Here is an 18269-nt window from a genome sequence, read left to right on the forward strand (position 1 = left end):
ACAACCCGGTTTCTCGGATCGACGCGGGTGACGGGTTTTGTTCTATAGTGCCTACCGAGTTTTCGAGAAGCTTTACGTAGATATCCGGATTCGACTGGGAAGAACACGGATTCGGCTGGAAAGCATACGGACGCAACTGGTAACAAATCCGGATACACCTCCGGACCGTTCCACTTCCACCACGCTCTACGAGAGTTTTTATGTGAAGGCGACCAAGCGAGCACTGTCTCCCGACGAAACCAAGGTGGAGACGCGAGGAAACGATGAATCTACGCGAACACGCGGAAGACGTACACGGACAGTTTTCGGACCAGTTAGAGATAACGGTCGACGACGTAGAGGACCGACTCTCGACGCTGGTCGACGAGTACAAAGTACCGGTCGACGAGGCGCGCCGAAGCGTTACGAACCACTACCTCGACGAAGCGGACATGGACCGCGACGCCCTCGGGAGCGGCGGCGACAACGAGGAGCGCGGCCTCGGGGAAGTCGACGAGGCGGAGGAGTGGATCGACGTCACGGCCAAGGTCGTCGACCTCTGGGACCCCCGCAGCGACGCGGTCGGCCAGGTCGGTCTCATCGGAGACCCAACCGGCACGATCAAGTTTACTAAGTGGGCCAAATCCGACCTCGCGGAACTCGAAGCCGGCGAAGTGTACCGCCTCGAAAACGTCGTCACCGACGAGTACGAGGGGCAGTACTCCGTGAAGCTCAACCGGACGACGAACATCGAGAAACTCGACGAGGACATCGAGGTCGGCGACGACACGACCGAAGTCGAGGGCGCGCTGGTCGACATTCAGAGCGGCAGCGGCCTCATCAAGCGCTGTCCCGACGAGGACTGTACGCGCGTCCTCCAGAACGGCCGGTGTCAGGAACACGGCGAGGTCGAGGGCGAGTTCGACCTCCGAATCAAGGGCGTACTGGACGACGGCAACGACGCTCACGAGGTCATCTTCGACAAGGAAGCCACCGAGGAACTGACCGGCATGAACTTAGAGGAGGCCAAGGACATGGCGATGGACGCGCTGGACACCACCGTGGTCGCGGACGAAATGGCCGAGGACACGCTCGGCCACTACTACCGCGTCGCTGGTCCGGTGTTCGGTCGCTACGTCCTCGCAGACGAACTGGAGAAACTGGACGAGCCAGCGGACCACGAGGAACTGCTGATCAAAGCGAGGTCGATATAGATGAGCGACGCACCCACCCGCGAGGTCGCACGGCGCACCTTCGCGAGCGAGTTCAACGACGCGAGTTACACGTTCAAAGAATCCGACGACGAGCGCGCGCCCAACTACGCGCTTTTGCCGACTGGCGAACGCGCGAACCGGGTGTTCGTGGTCGGCACCGTCACCGAGAAAGAAGACGTCGGCGAGGACAGCGAGTACTGGCGCGGTCGCGTGGTCGATCCCACCGGCACGTTCTTCATGTACGCCGGGCAGTACCAGCCCGACGCTGCGAGCGTACTCCGTGACCTCGAACCACCCGAGTACGTCGCCGTTGTCGGCAAGCCCCGGACCTACGAAACCGACGACGGCACGGTCAACGTCTCGGTCCGGCCCGAATCGATATCTATCGTCGACGCCGCGACGCGCGACCGCTGGGTCGTCGAGACGGCCGACCGGACTCTCGACCGCCTCGAACGGTTCGAGGCGGGCGAAACGTCGGAGGAGTCACCCGACCCCAGCGGCGTCTACGAGTACGTCGAGATGGCCCGAGAGCAGTACGACCTGCCCGTCGAGAACTATCGGCGTGACCTCGTCACCGCCCTCGAAAGTTTAGACGAAGGCAAAGCGCCCGAGGACGACGCGCAAGTCGAAGCGGAGTAGACGAAGCCGTCCCGACGCCGCTGTTTTTCGCGGTTCCCGACCGTTGTACGGCCCGCTCCCGGCCGAGGCGCTACCGACCCAGTATTATTACTTGGTAATCGAATAATTTAATACTATCAAAATGATTCTTGAAAGCAGTTAGATGCCCAACCGGAATATCTGCGAATGCCCGGACTGTGGCCGCCTGGTGAACCAGAACGTCAACCAGTGCTGTCCAGAGTGCCGAGCAAGCCTATCTGAGGCGGGCAGTCCGAAGATCGCCTGAGCGACACCGGCGCGAATCGGGTTCTCTCCGGCAGCGGCCAGAGACGACCGATACGCCTCCGGGACCAGTCAGGTCGGCGAACGCGTCGGTGCGCATAGCCCGACGGACGAGTGCCGGAACCGGAGGTCCGCGGAACTATCGGTCCGTAAACAGTTCAGCATCAGACGCGTTCGATTATCTCCTCGGCGAACACGGACAGCGCCCGCTCCGGGTCGTCGTTTTCCAGGGAGACGAGAACGTGGTCGACGCCCGTCCGGTCGAGTCGGCGGAAGTAGTCGCGGAACCACTCGACGCCGGCGCAGTAGCCCTGATGCAACGGTTCGGGGCCGGCGTCGTGGTCGTCCGCGAGTTCCGCGCGGACGACCATCGCGAACGGCTTCTCACCGCCCGCATCGCGCCAATCGGCGAGATAGGCGTCGAGCGTGTCCTCAGGGAGGTGATAGAACAGCCAGCCGTCACCGTGGTCGCCGATCCACTCGACGGTTTGCCTGGCGTGGCCGGTCGGAAACAGCGGGAGCGTCTCGGTCGTCGGGTCGGGGACGACGGAGAGGTCGCCGTCGAGCGTTCCCCACTGCGAGTCGACGACCGGAAACTCCTCGCTCCAGACTGACCGGAGGACGGCAACGCTCTCGCGGAACAGCGCCCCGCGGTCCGACGGGTCGACGTCGAACGCGGGGTATTCGGGGTCGCGGTCGCCCGTGGCGACGCCCAGAACGAGGCGACCGTCAGAGAGTCGGTCGACGGACGCGGCGGCTTTGGCGACGTGGAGGGGGTGCCGGAGCGTCAGGACGACGCTTGCGGTGCCGAGCGCGATGTCGTCCGTTCGCGCGGCGACCTGAGTGAGCCACGGCCAAACATCGAACGTCTGGCCGGCATCGCCGAACTTCGGCCAGTACGTCGGTACGTCGCGAGCCCAGAGGGCGTCGAACCCGACCGCTTCGGCGCGGGCAGCGAGTCGCATCTCCTCGTCGACGTCCGGGGGCGACTCGTTTGCACCGGTTAGCGGGAACCCCGTTCCGAACGTGATGCCGTCAGTGCTGAACAGCCGTCGGTAGCCGGCGTTCTCGTGGCCCATCGAGTGCGACAAGGTGGCGGTCGTCCATTACGGTAGCGCTGTCGTTTCCTCCGGTCGTTCTAACGTTTTATATATCACTGGTCAGACGGTAGCACCGTGTCACGAGAAACATCGAATGAGCAGTCGGAGGACTCGGTCGCAAATCAGAGCGTCGCCCCGGCCAACAAACGGTCGTTCGGCGACGTACTCTCCGACAGGAAGAACAAAAAGCTGCTGAAGTACGCGGTAACCGTTATGGCCATCGTGGGTGCCGGGTTCGGTCTGACAGGGTCGATCGGAGCCGGCCAACTCGTCGACGGATCGTCCGACAGTGAGTTCCTCGGTGCCATGTTCTTCCTTTCGGTGTTCGTCTTCATGCTTCTGTCCGGGCCGATCCTCGGCGCACTCGTTGGACTGGAGTTCGACCGACGTATTGCAAACACCCGCGAGGCGCTGATAACGTCGTTCGCCAGCGGTGCGGTCGGCTACGTGGCGATGGTGATCACCGGCGTGTTGCTCGCGACCGTACTGATGCCCGATAACCTGGCTTCGTCAGGCGGCGAAGGCGGAGCGTTCGACCTCGGGGAACTCATCGTTCCGCTCCTAGTGATGGCTATCCCGATAGGGGCGGTGGCCGCTGGTATCGTGTACGCCAGCGATACGATTCTGGACTGAAGACAGACGAAGAGAGCCACGGTTCCGTCTATCCGGAACCGGTTTCACATCTACTGCCGGTTCGTTGGCTTCTGTGTGCCGAATGCGTCCGGTCTGTCGGAGAGCGTCGGCCCGTACTGACCGGGCCGGTCGTCAGTCGCCTCGTTCATGTGACCGAGGTCTGGTGTGACGGACGCAGCCGTCACTCCAGCGCGTCCAGATACTGTTCTACCTGCTCGGTGTTGTCGCCGAGCGCGATCGTGTCCGTCTCCTGGTCGTACTCGACGACGTTTGCCTCAGCGAGTTTCGGGACGTGGTTGTGATAGAGCGCCATGTACACTCGCTTGACCGTTTCGGCCGGTATCTCGCCGATCGGCATCTCTCGTTCGCGGACCGCGACTTCGTCCGCGAGGTCGGCCAGAGTCAACTGTGTCGCGTGCTCACAGAGACAGCGAAGGGCGTAACGCCGACGGCTGTCTGCGAGCAGATGGAAAAGCCGGTCAGTGGCGGGCGGGTTCGAATCCTCACCCATTCCTCCGAATCCCCATTGTGGCGCTAGTTTCGACAAGTGGATTTGAGAGTTGCGATAAACGGTCCACATTCGAGTGGTGGACTTATCAACTGCCGACGGATCCTGTTTTATCTCGTTTGCAGTCGAGAGAGGCAGTATGGTACGAGTGCTGAACAGTCATACGGACACGATCCACAAGTCACGGACGGACGAACATTACCACCGGACGGAGTGTGGCGCGCTCTCGCACGTAGACCATCACGAGGTAGAGGCGGTCGGCGACGAATTCGGCGACGACGCGGTCTCGCTGTGCGGCCGCTGTTTCGACGCGTCGGGCGGGTACTGATACCGTCTGACGGACCGTCGTGACGAGATTCGCACCCCCGTGTGTCGACAGTCTGCATCGGCCTCCGTCAGGAAGTATGGGGTCCGCGGCCAGGCCTCACAGTTCGGGAAGGCCCGCCTCTATCTCGTCGCGTCTGTCCTCTAACCACTCGGGAAGTACGAGTCGGTCCCCCAGTTCGTCGACGTCCTCGTCGACAGTGTATCCGGGCTCTTCGGTGGCGAATTCGAAGAGAACGCCGCCCTCTTCGCGAACGTACACCGATTCGAACCACTTCCGGTCGATGATCTCGGTCGGCCTGAGGCCCTGTTCCATCAGAACGTCTCGCCACTCGGACTGGTCGTCGGCCGTCACACGGAACGCGACGTGGTGGACAGTGCCCGCGCCGGGTTGTCCACGGGGTGCCTGCGGGTCTTCGCAAACGTCGACGACGTAACCGAGGTCGCCGTCTGATTCGAACCGACGGCGGTCGCGCTCGGACGCCGTTTCGCTGAACCCCATCGTTTTCAGGAGGTTCGCGGTCGGGTCGGCGGCCGACAGCGACAGGGTCACGCCGAAGAAACCGCAGATTGCGTGTTCCGCGGGTACCGTTCCCGCCGGCGAATCGCCGTCCGGCACGTCCTCGCGGGCGACTAGTTCCAACTGGAGGCCGTCCGGGTCGCGAAACGGGATCACGGTGTCGCCGAATCGCTCGCGCGGGTCGTCCGCGTCCACGCCCTCGTCGGCGAGGCGGTCGACCCAGTAGTCGGTCGAAGCGGCGGGTATCAGAAACGAGACCGTACTCGCCTGGCCGGTGCCGGCCCGTCCCTGGCGGGCGTTCCCGTACGGGAAAAACGTCATGCTCGTTCCGGGCGTACCGGTGCGGTCGGCGTAGAACAGGTGATACACCGACACGTCGTCCTGATTGACGCTCTTCTTGACGAGCCGAAGCCCGAGCGTCTCCGTGTAGAACGAGAGGTTTCGTCCCGGGTCGCTCCCGATGGCCGTGACGTGGTGGATGCCGGGAATGTCTCTGGGCATACCGTGACGTAGAGCGCGTCCGGAGATAACTGTGGGGCCGATCGCCGGGTTTCAGTCGGCTGGCGTATCTGATACCGTCAAGACTGGAGGAGACGACGAATATCGCGCTTGGAGTCGACCATCGGATATGGGTGCGCCCGAGGGGGACTTCGAGACCGCAGTCGAGCCTCACTCGACGAGGTCACCGAGCGCCGCGTCCAGCGTGCCCGACGTGATGACGGCCGCCGTGAGGTCGACATCCTCGTGAACCGGCCGGTCCTCAGTCAGGGGAGTCACGACCTCGCGGACCGCCTCGTAGACGCGGGCGGTTCCGACGCCGTGGGCGAGGTCGCCGTCCCCGTCGGCGTCGACCTCGTCGGGGTCGACGCCGGGTGCCGCCTCCCGGACTGCTTCGGGGGTGACGAACTCCGCGGCCTGGGCCGCACAGAGCAGTTCGGTGGCGACGATACGCGTGGCGTTGTCGACCGCCCGCCGCGCGTTCAGCGCGGACTGGCCGCTCATGCTGACGTGGTCCTCCTGCCCGCCGCTGACCGGCGTGTTGTCCATCGACGGTCGGCCGGTAGAACGGTTCTCGTTCAGCAGCGCCGCGGCGGTGTACTGTGCGATCATGTACCCCGACTGGAGGCCGCTGTCCGGCGCGAGAAACGGCGGGAGGTGCGGTTCCTGCAGGTTCGGGTTGAGCATGCGGTCGGTCCGGCGCTCGCAGATCGCCGCGAGTTCTGTGACGGCGTTGGTCAGGTAATCGAGGCGGAGCGCGAGCGGTTCGCCGTGGAAGTTCCCACCCGAGAGGACGGCCGCGCGGTCGGTGCCGCTGGCGCGGTCGTCGACCGCGTCCGGCGGGAAAACGAGCGGGTTGTCGGTAGCGCTGTTGAGTTCCGTCTCGACCGCTTCGCGGAGGTGGGTGACCGCGTCGCGGACGGCACCGTGGACCTGTGGAAGACAGCGCACCGAGTAGGCGTCCTGCACGCGGTCGCAGTTGCGGTGCGACTCGACTATCTCCGAGTCCTCGGTGAGTCGCTTGACGTTCCGTGCGCTGATCCGCTGGCCGCGGTGGGGTCGAACGGCCTGGATGGCGTCGTCGCAGGCGGCGGTCGTTCCCATCGTCACCTCCGTCGTCAGCGCGCCGGCGGCGTCGGCGGCGCGAACGGTTCGTTCGGCGTCGTGGACCGCGAGCGCGGCGAGACCGACCGTCAGTTGGGTGCCGTTGATGAGCGCCAGTCCCTCCTTCGCGGTGAGAGTCAACGGGTCGAGGTCGGCGTGGGACAGTGCGCCGTCGCCCGCGAGGCGGCGCGTTTCCCCCTCGCTCTCGACGAGGGCCTCCCCTTCGCCGATCAGCACGAGCGCCATATGCGCAAGCGGTGCGAGGTCGCCGCTCGCACCGAGGCTCCCGCGGGATTTGACTACCGGGTGTATCCCGTGGTTGAGCATCGCCGCGAGGTGGTCGACGACGACCTCGCGTATCCCGGAGTACCCCTTGACTAGCGCGTTGATGCGGGTCAGCAACAGCACACGGACCTCTTCTCTGTCGAGTTCCCGACCAGCGCCGGCGGCGTGGCTACGGACGAGGTTCGTCTGCAACTGCTCGACGTCCTCGGGCGGGATGCGCTGGTCGACGAGTTCGCCGAACCCGGTGTTTAGCCCGTACACCGTCTCGCCGCTGTCGAGGACGTCCTCGACGCGCTGGCGGGCCTCACGGACCGCCTCGCGGGCGTCGTCCGCGATACGAACCGTCGCGTCCTCCCGCGCGACGGCGACGACGTCCTCGGGCGTCAGCGACTCGCCGTCGAGGACGACGTCAGTCACGGACGACCACCCCGTCTTTCAGGACGGTGTCGACGGGTGACCCGTCGAACCGGTACGGAACGTGGACGTGCGACGGCGCGTCGAGGACAACGAGGTCACCGGGCGCGCCCTCTCTGAGTGTCCCGCTCCCGTCGTCGCGGGAAAGCGAAAGCGCCGCGTTCCGCGTCACGCCGAGAAGGGCGTCCGCGGGCGTCATTCCCATCTCGACGCAGGCGAGCGTCGCGGTGAACCCCTGGCTCCGCGAGAAGCAGTTCGGGTTGAAGTCAGTGGCGAGTGCGACCGGTGCGCCCGCCTCGCGGAACGGCTGGGGATCAGCGTAGTCCGCGCCGAGGCCGAAGGCCGTCCCCGGTAGGAGGACGGGAACGACATCGCTCTCGGCGAGGGCGCGGGCGTCCTCGGCGCTCGCGTGAAGCAGATGGTCGGCGCTGGCCGCGTCGACGTCCGCCGCGAGTCCCGCGCCGCCGAGATGCGTGAACTCCTCGGCGTGGACTTTCGGCGTCATGCCAGCCGCTCGGCCGGCTTCGAGGACGCGCCGGGACTGCTCGACCGAGAAGACGTCCTCCTCGCAGAACACGTCGCAGAATTCGGCGACGCCCTGGTCGGCGACGGCCGGGATCTGGTCCTCGACCACTCTGTCGACGTAGTCGTCTCCGTCCTGCCCTTCGGGGACGGCGTGGGCCCCCATGAACGTCGGCACGACGTCGACGGGATGCCGTTCGTCCGCCCGCCGGACCGCATCAAGCAGGCGGAGTTCGGTGTCGGTGTCGAGGCCGTACCCCGACTTCACCTCGACCGTAGTCGATCCGTGGTCGAGCATCGCGTCGAGATGTCCAAGCAGGTTCGCGAGTAGCGTCTCGTCACTCGCCTCGCGAGTCGAACGCACGGTCCTGAGGATGCCGCCGCCCTCCGCGAGGATCTCCTGATACGGCTTCCCGCGGAGTTTCGCCGCGAACTCGTCCGAGCGGTCGCCCGCGAACACGGCGTGGGTGTGCGGGTCGACGAATCCTGGAACGACAGCCTGTCCCGCCGCATCGATAGAACGGTCGGCGTTCTCCGGCGGGTACTCGCGAGTGACGGCGTCGGTGTCGCCGACCCGAACGACTCGGCCGTCGTCGACGACGACCGCCGCGCGTTCGCGAACGTCGAGCGCGGACCCCCCGTCGCTTCCCTCTCGGGTCCCGTCGCTCTCGGCCTCGTCCGGGCCGACGACGACCTCCCGGGCGTCGTACACGACCGCGTCGACGCCGCTCATCGTCCCACCCCCGCGCCGGCGAGGAAGTGGGCGAGAGCCCGGCCGCCGGCCGCGGCGGTGCGTCCGCCCTCGTCCAGCGGCGGTGCGCACTCGACGACCTCGAACCCGGCGACGCGGTCGTCCTCGGCGACGAGCCTGAGCGCGCGGAACAGCTCTCTGGTCGTGAGCCCGCCCGGCGTCGGCGCGCTGACGCCCGGCGCGGCGGCCGCATCGAGGACGTCCAGGTCGACGCTGACGTACAGTTGACTGGCGTCCCGGAGCGAGTCGAGCGCCCGGTCGACGGCGTCGACCACGTCGTCGCCCACCTCTTCCGCGGTGACTATCTCGTCGCCTCGCTCGCGAACGCTGTCGGCGTACGCCGTCGACGTTTCGAAGTGTCGAGCGCCAACGCAGGCGTAACCGTCGAGCCCTTGGTCGTACAGCTGGCGGTACGGCGTCCCGCTGGTCGCGTCCTCGCGCACCTCTCGGACATCGAGGTGCGCGTCGAAGTTGACGACGCCGAGAGTTCCCTCGTCCAGCAGCGGCGCCGCGTTCGGATACGTGAGCGAGTTGTCGCCGCCGAGAAACACCGGGAGCGCGTCGACCGCGTGGACGCGCGCCGTCGTCTCCGCGATGCGCTCCTGCCGCGCCAGGGTGGTCTCTTCGGCGTCGGCATCGGCCCCCGCCGCGTCGACCAGCCCCGCCACGTCACCGATATCCGCCACTGCGGCGACGGGGCCGGCGTCGAAGTGGTGCGTCTTGACACCGGCGAGCGCGTCGCGGAGGGCGGTTGGACCCTGCCGCGCGCCTTTCCGTCCGATGACGGCGCTGTCGGTCGGTTCGCCGACGAGGACGGCGTCGTACCTGTCTGCGGCCGCGAGGTCCACCGTCTCGATCACGTCGCCGAACTGCTCGTCATTGGGGTCGCCCGACGTACCGGTCCACCCGTCCCAGCCGCGGGGGTCGGTGAGCGCGGTCATCGCGTCGGGTCCCGCTGGTCGCCGTCCATCGGCACGGCGACGTTCGATTCTCGGGCTTCCGTGATCGCCTCGTCGTATCCCGCGTCGGCGTGGCGGATCACGCCCATACCGGGGTCGGTGGTGAACACTCGCCGCGCCTTCTCGGCGGCCAGGTCCGTCCCGTCCAGCACGACGTGGTTGTTGGCATGAATCGCGTTGCCGATGCCGACTCCGCCGCCGTCGTGGACCGAGACGATGTCCGCGCCCGCCGCACAGTTCAGCAAGGCGTTTAGGATCGGCCAGTCGGCGACGGCGTCGCTGCCGTCTTTCATCGCCTCCGTCTCCCGGTTGGGACTGGCGACGCTGCCCGCGTCCAGGTGGTCGCGCGTGACCACGATGGGTGCGGAGATCTCGCCCTCGCGGACGAGGTCGTTTATCCGGAGCGCGAACCGGGCGCGCTCGGTGAGGTTCTCGCGGTCAGCGTCCGCGCCGTCGCTCCCGCCGGTCTGATACCCTAGCCAGCACACCCGCGCCGGGAGGCCCTGGAACTCGACCTGTTCCTGCGCGAGGTCGATCCAGCGGTGAAGCGACTCCTTTTCCGGAAACAGTTCTTTGACCGCCTCGTCGGTGCGGTGGATATCGTCGGGGTCACCGGACAGCGCCATCCAGCGGAACGGGCCCCGTCCGCGGCAGAACTGCGGGCGGATGTACGCCGGGACGAACCCCGGATAATCGAACGCGTCTCCCCTGTCGCGGTGGGTTTCTACCTGTCCGCGGATGTTGTTCCCGTACTCGAACGCCGTCGCGCCGCGCTCTTGCAGTTCGAGGGTGGCGTCGACGTGGCGTTCCATCGTGTCTATCGATTCTTCGACGTAGCGCTCTGGGTCGTCCTCGCGGAGTTCGTCGGCTTCGGCGACCGTGTAGCCGCTGGGGTAGTACCCTTCGAGTTCGTCGTGGGCGCTGGTCTGGTCCGTGACGACGTCCGGGACGAATCCGCGGTCGAGCATCGCTTCGAGCATGTCCGCGGCGTTGATGTGGACGCCGACGCTGTACGGTTCGCCGTTCTCGGCCGCCTCTTTCGCTCGTTCGAGCGCGTCGTCGAGGTCGTCCGCCTTCTCCATGCAGTACCCCGTCTCGATGCGGCGGTCGATCCGCGACTCGTCGACCTCAGCGGCGATACAGACCCCCTTGTTCATCGTGACGGCGAGCGGTTGCGCGCCGCCCATGCCGCCGAGACCGCCCGTGGCGACGATCTTGCCGCGCAAGTCCGCACCGGAAGACGTCCCGTCTTCCGAATCTCCGCTCGCGGAGACGCCGTACTCCTGTCTGGCGAGTTCCGCGAGCGTCTCGAAGGTGCCCTGGATGATACCCTGCGTTCCGATGTACGCCCACGACCCCGCGGTCATCTGGCCGTACATGATGAGACCCTCCGCCTCAAGTTCGTGGAAGTGGTCCCAGTTGTCCCACTTGCCGACGAGGTTGGAGTTCGCGATGAGCACTCTAGGTGCCTTCTCGTGCGTGCGGAACCTGCCGACCGGCTTGCCGCTTTGGACGAGGAGCGTCTCGTCGTCCTGAAGCGACCTGAGTTCGCCGAGGATCGAGTCGTAGGCGTCCCAGCTACGGGCGGCCCGGCCCGTTCCGCCGTAGACGACGAGGTCCTCGGGGTTTTCGGCGACCTCGGGGTCTAGGTTGTTGTTGAGGACGCGGAGCGCGGCCTCCTGTCGCCAGCCCTCACACTCTATGTCCGTGCCCGTGGGGGCACCCTGGTACTCGCGCCACTGGTCGCTCGGTTCTCCCAGTCGATCTGAACGCGCTTCCTGTCCAGCCATATTACGTGATAGAACCTCCCACGGCGAAAGCACAGGACCGCCACACGGAGGCATATTTATAAGCAAGCCGGGGGACTACCCGATAATGTACGAGGCGACGATGCGGGTGAGAGATTCGGATCAGCCGGTGCCGACGGCCGGCCGGGACGTCCGCGTCGACCTGTGGTGTAACGACCACTGCGACCTGGTTCGCGCAGTCGGAAGCGACGCGGACGCCGTCCTCGAAGAAGTCGCAGACGGTGTCGGGATCGCGGACCGGATCGACCAGGGGGACGAACGGGTCGCGATCACGGCGGACTGCCTGGCGGCCGAGCGGACGGACAACGTCGAGCGCTACGTGGCCGAACACGGCTGTCTGCTTCTCCCGCCGCTCCGGTACGTCGACGACGACCGCGTCTGTCGCATCCTGGCGCTCGATTCGACCGCGTTGCGCGACGTGTACCGCGACCTGATCGCGGACGGCCACGACGTCACGGTGGTGTCGAAGCGGGACGTGACGACTGTGACGGGCGATCGACCGCTGCTCGACCCGGGCGGACTCGTCCCGGATCTGACCAGCCGTCAGCGCGAGGTGGTTCTGACGGCGATAGAGAACGGCTACTACGAGATCCCGCGAGAGATTTCGACCGAAGCGATCGCCGACGAGGTCGGTATCGGACGGCGGACAACCGAGGACCACCTCCGCAGGGCGGAGAAGAAACTCGTGACGGCGTTACAGTCGTATCTCTGAGCGAGAGAGTCGAGGATCTGAACTGCGGGAATGGACGAGGGTCTGAGCCACGAGAAGAGACGAGGAGACGACACAGTGCCGGCCGAAAGAGCGCTGAAGGAGTTCGGACAGTCGGGCAGTCCGGGGAGTGTCCCGGCGGTACAGCCGACAGTATCAGAGCATTCCGAGCGCCGCGACGATATGAGTCATCACGGCGATGAGCGGAACGAGGATGACGGTCCGCATGACGAACAGCAGGACGAGATCCCGGAACCGGATCGGGATGTCGCTGAACATGTCCATCATCATCGGCCCCACCGCGGAGAAGAAGATGAGTTGCGTGATAGAGAGGACGGCGATGAAAAAGCGTGCCATCGGTTCCGCTTCGACCACTAGCAACGCGGGGATGAACATCTCGGTGATGCCGATTATCATCGCCGGCGCGACGAGATCCGGGTTGGGGAGGCCGAGCGCGGCGACGACCGGCACCAGCGGTCGGGCCAGGTAGTCGAACGTTGGCGTGTACTCCGCGACGAGTACGGCCGCGAGGCCGACCGTCAGGATGGTCCCGAGGATGAGAACCGCGAGTTTGAGGCCGTCGACGAATCCGCGGACGCCCGCGTCCACGATCGATCCGGCCTCGTCGGCCTTCCGCACGGCCTCGCTCAGTGCGAACCGACCGTAGTCGACGGGCGACCCGGCAAACGGCGTCTCGGGGTTCGGTTCGGCGACGTACGCTTCGGGAACCCGGGAGAGCGGCGGGATCCGGACGAGGATCACCCCGCAGACCGCGATACAGATGAGATACGCCAGGAAGATGATCGGGAACAGGTGGAGCAGGTCGACCGTCGTTGCGACGACGCCGACGAAGCCGATGCTGACCGTCGCGAAGCACGTACAGATGATGTATACGTCGCGCATGCTGTACTCGCCGCGGTCGAAAACGTTCCGGGTGACGTAGAGGCCGACGCTGTAGGATCCGACCCACGAGGCGACGCTGTCGAGCGCGGCGCGCCCGGGAATGTGAAACAGGGGCCGCATGACCGGGCGGGCCATCGTCCCGACGAACTCCAGGCCGCCGAGTTCGACGAAGAGGTTGATGAATATCGCCCCGATGGGGATGATGACCGCGACGCTGAGGATGAGCGTCCCCCACACCAGACCGCCGACCCCCGGCGCGTGAAGCCACCCCGGTCCGAGTTCGAAGAACATGATCGGCGCTAGAACCGCGCCAGCGACCCGTAGCAACCAGAAGACGGTCGACGTCTCCCAGTACGGGAGTTGGAGGCGGTCCGCGACGGTCTCGTCGACGCTGATGAGTCCCCAGTCGACCAGTTCGCTTACCGTCGTGAGTAGTCCGCCGGTGACGATGAGAATCAGCGCTAACGCGCCCGAATACGTCGGATACGTGTCCGTGACTGCCGAAACGACGATGTCGAACGGGACCGTCACTGACCCCTCCCACGGCACCGGGACGAGGAAGAACACGAACCCGACGAGGAACGCGACGACGAACTTCGCGATCGGTTTTGGTCGGAGGTCGACGAGATCGACTTCGTCTATCGTCTTGGTCTCCTCGGGAGAAGGTGGCGTATGACTCCGTTGTTCGTCTCGGTCCCATGCGTTTTCGTCGAACATGTCCCTCTGTGTTTCCTTCACACACACAGTTCGTGGAGCGCCATATGGGCATGGTTTTATATACATTTTTATTTCAGTGGCGGATCCGAGGTATCGATCGGCATCGTCCACAGCGCTTCGAATCCGCATCCTGACCCGACCCTGGGTTGCGTCGGCGCGGTTTCGTTGCGAACGTCTGACAAACTTTGAAGTGGATCCGCGGCGGAGAGTTCGACAGTATGGGCAACAAGAACAAGACGATCTCGTTTCGCGTCAGCGAGGACGCGTTCGAGCGACTGCGCGACATCGCGGACGAACGGGACCTCTCGCTTTCGGCCGTATTTCGCGACTACGTGGACACGCTCGTTGCCCACGACGGTCAGGTTCGGGTCGTTCCCGAACACGAACTCGACGGGGGCGACGAGGACGATTCGACGTTCCCGCCCAAAGTCGAGGTGTCGAAGAGTTTCGTCCGCGAACACGAACGGCTCGAACTGGAAGCGGACCACCTCCGCGAACAGTTAGAGGAGCACAAGCGCTACGTGACGGAACTGCGACAGCGCCTGGAGGACGAAACGGCGGACGAAGAGGTGATCCACCTGGACGAACTGGACGACGAAGACGAGGCGGACGACGAGCGTCCGTACCGATACACGTAGCGTGACGAAGGAACTCGCTTGTTCTCTCGGTCAGGGGACGTTTCAGATCGGACTACTGTCTCTCAGTGTCGGGTTCGCGAGAGAGGGCAGTAACCGTAGGTCCGCTGATACCAGATAAGATCCCTTACTCAGGTAACGGCCGTCTACACCGGATCCCGGCCGTCTGTACGATCGAATTTCCGCGTTTCCGTGTTCGCTCGTGGTGTTTAGGACACGCAAGGGCTGATCCGTTCGGACCGGTATAGGTATATTATTTTTGTGTGAATCCAGTTTACATATTTAATTTACCTCGTATTTCGGTAAAAACTATCTGGTCGGTTTATTCGGTCCGCAGTTGCACACTCGTCTTAGTTAGCGTGATACAATGAGAGAGATTAGCCGGAGAACGTTCCTCAAAGCATCAGCAGCAACGACAGTTGGAGTTAGCACCCTCACCGTACCCGCCGCCGCACGCGGGCGGCCGAAAGCGCAGTCGGTTCTCGGCGATTTCGATATGGACGGCCAGTTCACGGTCGAGAACCACCGAGTCGCGGACCCGGCGACCGACGACGACCTGTGCGACGGGGACCCGCGCGCCGAGACCGAGCGCGAGAACGTACTCCACGTAACGTCGAACGGACGCAGCACGCGCGATTACTCGGCCGGTCTCGTCAACCTCGAAGACCGCTTCGACGAACCGCTCACCCTGAACGAAGTCTCGGCAGACGAAAGCGTCGCGTTCAACTACTTCCAGGGACCGCACAACGAAAACGCCGCCCCTGACGAGGTGTTCCTGATAGTCCGGAAAAGACACGCCAGTGGCGGCGGGGACGACGATACCGGTCTGTTTGCCGCGTTCAAGACGATAGACGACGGCGTCGATCCGGACCCTCGAACCGTCTCCTGCGAGGACGATAACAAACGGTGGCGGGGGGTCGACGTCTCAGCGCAGATAACCGGTCGCGGCCGGAGCTGGTCAGACGTTCAGGTTTCGGAAGACGATATCCGGAGCGGACAGATGGCAGCCGAGACGGCACGGACCCTCGGGAGTCAGAGAGACCGGTTCGAGAGCCTCCTCGACCGGTACGGGGAAGGGTCTGAACTAGTCGCCGTCGGATACGGGAGAGGGAGCATCAGACAGGAGATAGCGCTCGACGTGTACTACGACAACCTGGTGGTCAGGCGGAACGGAGACGACCCCGTCGAACTCGATTTCCCGGCGACGATCCCGATGGACGTCGAGTTCAGGCCCCCACAGATCAATACCGCCGGCAGGGGCACGCTCAACGCGTCACTCTCTCTCCGTCAGGAGGAAGTCGGTCTCGATCCTAACGACGTGATCGCGGATTCGGTCAAACTGATGCCATACACCTCCGTCGCACCGGTCGCTGGACGGGGCGCGACAGCCAGGTCTGTCAACGTGACTGGCGGCGGCCTCCGAGCCAAGTTCCGGGCGGACCGGGCCGCCGATGTCCTCGGAACGGGCGAGCAGGAAGTTCTGATCTGGGGCAGGTTCGACAACGAACCCCGAGACGTCTTCCTCGCACAGGGGTCACTGACAGTGCGTGACCCGAGCAGATTCGATCGACGCTCGTCCCGCGAATGAGCGCTGTCGGTGCCGTCGCAGTAGCGACTCCGGCACCGAACCCCGCCCTTTTTTGACGTGTGACCGCTCAGCGTGCGGTCGATATCTCCGTCGTTTCCACAGCGTCGATGATGGCGTCGACCTCCGACTCCGAGAAGCCAGCCGGCGCGTACGCTGCCCGTTCGTACGCTTCAGTCAGCCGTTCTAGCAGTCCGGCCGTCTCGCCGTCGATCCCCGCCGCCTCGCACGCCCGGTAGAACTCCCAGTGCGTCCGGACCGGCGGAACGTCGAACGCGCCGGACAACCGCCGCCGAACGTCACCGTAGGTCAGTTCGACGGCCTCGTCGGGCCGCCCGGATTCGAGCGCCGCTCGCGCACCGTCGAGCGACGGTTCATCGGTCGGACCCGGGTCTCGAACTGGAGTTTCAACGGCGTTCTCGCCGCTCGCGGCGCTCTCGGCGGGACTCGATGGGTCACTCGTCGTCCGACGCCGTCGCCACAGGAGGCCGCTGCCGACCGTCGCCATCGCGATCACCAGCGCGACCTGAAGGAAGCGACGCCACTCGGTCGGCAACAGTTGCGTCCGTTCCGCCGTTCCGGTAACGGTGATATTAGTCGACGCCCGCGCGTCGGCGAGATTCGTCCGGTTCACCGAGTAGACGACGGCGAGACGGACCCGTCCGCTACCGTCGTCGAGGACGGACGGCGGAACGGCGATAGCAGTTTCGTACCGGCCGTTGTCGTCGGTCCGGACGGTGTCGACGACTGAACCGTTCACCCTGAGTTCCACGCGCTGGTCGGCGACGGCCGTCCCGTCGACCGCGGTCAGCCGTCCAGTGGCGTTGATCCGTTCCGCACCGCTCTGGGACGCCGAGAGCGTTACCGACGTATCGGACTTCCGAACGGTCACCGCCGCCTCGGCGGCCGTCGACGAGAGCGCTCGCTCGCGGAACGGCAGCGACGCGTTGATCCGTCGGTCGCCCGTCGGAACCGCGGCCGGAAGCGGCGTCGTCAGGGAGAACGTTCCATCGTCGTCGGTTCGGGTCTGCCCGAGGGGGACGCCGCCGACTCGGATCTCGACCGGTACGGCACCGACGGGATCGCCGTCGACCGACACCGAACCGGTGACGGCGGCCGACTCGTCGAACGCGATATCGGACGGCGTCTCGTCGAGCGTTACCGTCGGCGTTTCCTGCGATAACTCGACGGTGACGTTCTCGGCGGCACCGAGATATATCGAGGCGTCAGACGGGACGAACCGGACGGTCGCGTTCCGCGTGTCCAGCGGTTGCACCGTCGGACGGAGCATCAGATCGAAGTGGCCGGTCGCGTTCGTGGTCGCGCGGCGCCGCCGGTCGCCAAACTGTAGCACGACAGTTTCGTTGTCGAGCGCCGACGCGTTCGCCGTCGTTACCTGACCGGTAACCGCGAGTGGGTCGCTGAACGACACCGTTCGGGACCGGCGCTCGACGGTGAGCGTCGTCTCGACGAACTCTACCTCCCGTATCTCGCGTTGCGTTGCGGTGACGTTTTCCGTGATTTTCGCTACTTCCCGCGACTCCGCTGTGAGGTCCCTGTCGGTTCTGTTCGAGACGATCCGATAGTCGGTACGGAGCCCGGACCCGCTGTTGTTCACGTCCCCTGCGATGCGGTCGAGCGTTCGGGCGAGGCGTCGCGCGCCGGACTCGTTCCCGTTCCGCTTGGCCTCCCGATATCGTTCTCTCGTCTCGCGGTACGCCTGTGCCGACGAGACGAACTCCTGTTGGTTCTCCTGTGCCCGTTCGAACGTCGAGCTATCGTTTCCGTCGCTTCCCGTCTCGCCCTCGACGTCGACGAGTCGTTCGAGACGGTCAGAGTACCCGTCGCCGACGACCGCTCGCGCGGCGTCGTACTCCTCCTGGCTGAGGCGGAGGGTGCTCTCGCCTAACTGGTCGGCCAGTCGAGCGGTCAGCCAGTCGCTGACATCGTCCACGTCGCCCTCTTCGCCCGCCTTGGACGGGTTCTCGTGTGGCGTCGAGGTGTTGTTCTCCTGTCCGTCCGCCTGGCTGAGAGCGCGGGGATCGCGGTCGGACGGCGGCGGATCTACGGCGTCAGTTGCGGCGGCCGTTGCCGTCGACGGAACGATCGCCGCTCCACAGAGGAGGATCCCGATCGCGAGGGCAACAGCGCACTGTCGGCGGGGGTCCATCAGCTATGGGTAACTGATTCCGGGAAGCGAC

Annotated in this window: 16 protein-coding genes; 7 read left to right on the forward strand and 9 right to left on the reverse strand. The window is 65.2% G+C overall.

Translation table 11 applies throughout. From position 1 onward, the window contains the following. The first annotated feature begins 263 nt into the window (after window positions 1-263). Together EYW42_RS08795 and EYW42_RS08800 are read left to right on the forward strand one after the other, a co-directional pair. Window positions 264-1193 (forward strand): replication factor A, encoded by a 930-nt coding sequence (locus EYW42_RS08795; RefSeq protein ID WP_135534898.1) that lies wholly within the window; start codon window positions 264-266, stop codon window positions 1191-1193. Continuing rightward, window positions 1194-1832: an RPA family protein gene (locus EYW42_RS08800; protein ID WP_135534899.1), complete on the forward strand. Its 639-nt coding sequence runs from the start codon at window positions 1194-1196 to the stop codon at window positions 1830-1832. It begins immediately after the preceding gene. A 425-nt stretch (window positions 1833-2257) separates the two neighbouring features. Here EYW42_RS08800 and EYW42_RS08805 read toward each other — a convergent pair whose 3' ends face one another. After that, window positions 2258-3172 (reverse strand): TIGR03571 family LLM class oxidoreductase, encoded by a 915-nt coding sequence (locus tag EYW42_RS08805; protein WP_135534900.1) that lies wholly within the window; start codon window positions 3170-3172, stop codon window positions 2258-2260. Window positions 3173-3268: 96 nt separating this feature from the next. Here EYW42_RS08805 and EYW42_RS08810 point away from each other — a divergent pair, with 96 nt between their 5' ends. Beyond that, on the forward strand, window positions 3269-3826 hold the full coding sequence (locus EYW42_RS08810; protein ID WP_135534901.1) for a hypothetical protein: 558 nt from the start codon (window positions 3269-3271) through the stop codon (window positions 3824-3826). A 181-nt stretch (window positions 3827-4007) separates the two neighbouring features. Here the strand turns inward: EYW42_RS08810 and EYW42_RS08815 are convergent, their stop codons facing one another. Further along, entirely contained in the window at window positions 4008-4337 is a 330-nt protein-coding gene (locus EYW42_RS08815) for a DUF7344 domain-containing protein (protein WP_135534902.1), read from the reverse strand. A 136-nt stretch (window positions 4338-4473) separates the two neighbouring features. Between EYW42_RS08815 and EYW42_RS08820 the strand changes: the two genes are divergently transcribed. Beyond that, a complete protein-coding gene (locus EYW42_RS08820) occupies window positions 4474-4662 on the forward strand; it encodes a hypothetical protein (protein ID WP_135534903.1) in 189 nt (62 codons plus the stop codon). A gap of 96 nt (window positions 4663-4758) precedes the next feature. On the opposite strand, the gene EYW42_RS08825 is transcribed toward EYW42_RS08820, so the two are convergent. The 5 genes from EYW42_RS08825 to hutU form a co-directional block, all read right to left on the reverse strand. Then, window positions 4759-5679 carry a ring-cleaving dioxygenase gene (locus tag EYW42_RS08825; RefSeq protein WP_135534904.1) on the reverse strand — a complete coding sequence of 307 codons (921 nt, stop codon included), beginning with the start codon at window positions 5677-5679 and terminating at the stop codon, window positions 4759-4761. A 168-nt stretch (window positions 5680-5847) separates the two neighbouring features. Then, entirely contained in the window at window positions 5848-7482 is a 1635-nt protein-coding gene (gene hutH, locus EYW42_RS08830; protein ID WP_135534905.1) for a histidine ammonia-lyase, read from the reverse strand. Next, window positions 7475-8734, reverse strand: coding sequence for an imidazolonepropionase (gene hutI / locus EYW42_RS08835; RefSeq protein WP_135534906.1), 1260 nt, complete (start codon window positions 8732-8734; stop codon window positions 7475-7477). The genes hutH and hutI overlap by 8 nt, the downstream gene beginning before the upstream one ends. Further along, window positions 8731-9693, reverse strand: a complete 963-nt coding sequence (hutG, locus tag EYW42_RS08840; RefSeq protein ID WP_135534907.1) for a formimidoylglutamase — start codon at window positions 9691-9693, stop codon at window positions 8731-8733. Before hutG ends, hutI begins: the two co-directional genes overlap by 4 nt. Beyond that, window positions 9690-11501, reverse strand: coding sequence for a urocanate hydratase (hutU, locus tag EYW42_RS08845; protein ID WP_135534908.1), 1812 nt, complete (start codon window positions 11499-11501; stop codon window positions 9690-9692). The genes hutG and hutU overlap by 4 nt, the downstream gene beginning before the upstream one ends. Window positions 11502-11586: 85 nt before the next feature. On the opposite strand from hutU, the gene EYW42_RS08850 reads away from it, so the two are divergent. Then, complete coding sequence (locus EYW42_RS08850) at window positions 11587-12231, forward strand: helix-turn-helix domain-containing protein (RefSeq protein ID WP_135534909.1); 645 nt, start codon at window positions 11587-11589, stop codon at window positions 12229-12231. A 153-nt stretch (window positions 12232-12384) separates the two neighbouring features. Here the strand turns inward: EYW42_RS08850 and EYW42_RS08855 are convergent, their stop codons facing one another. Next, window positions 12385-13848, reverse strand: coding sequence for a YjiH family protein (locus EYW42_RS08855; RefSeq protein ID WP_135534910.1), 1464 nt, complete (start codon window positions 13846-13848; stop codon window positions 12385-12387). Window positions 13849-14066: 218 nt separating this feature from the next. Between EYW42_RS08855 and EYW42_RS08860 the strand changes: the two genes are divergently transcribed. Further along, the gene (locus tag EYW42_RS08860) at window positions 14067-14486 is read left to right on the forward strand and encodes a CopG family transcriptional regulator (RefSeq protein WP_135534911.1); all 420 of its coding nucleotides are present in this window, start codon (window positions 14067-14069) and stop codon (window positions 14484-14486) included. A 364-nt stretch (window positions 14487-14850) separates the two neighbouring features. Then, window positions 14851-16071, forward strand: a complete 1221-nt coding sequence (locus EYW42_RS08865) for a twin-arginine translocation signal domain-containing protein (protein ID WP_135534912.1) — start codon at window positions 14851-14853, stop codon at window positions 16069-16071. A 67-nt stretch (window positions 16072-16138) separates the two neighbouring features. On the opposite strand, the gene EYW42_RS08870 is transcribed toward EYW42_RS08865, so the two are convergent. Beyond that, complete coding sequence (locus tag EYW42_RS08870) at window positions 16139-18238, reverse strand: DUF4129 domain-containing protein (RefSeq protein WP_135534913.1); 2100 nt, start codon at window positions 18236-18238, stop codon at window positions 16139-16141. Window positions 18239-18269 lie beyond the last annotated feature (31 nt).

This window comes from Halostella pelagica, assembly GCF_004762015.1.
Classification (GTDB): Archaea; Halobacteriota; Halobacteria; order Halobacteriales; family Natronoarchaeaceae; genus Halostella; species Halostella pelagica.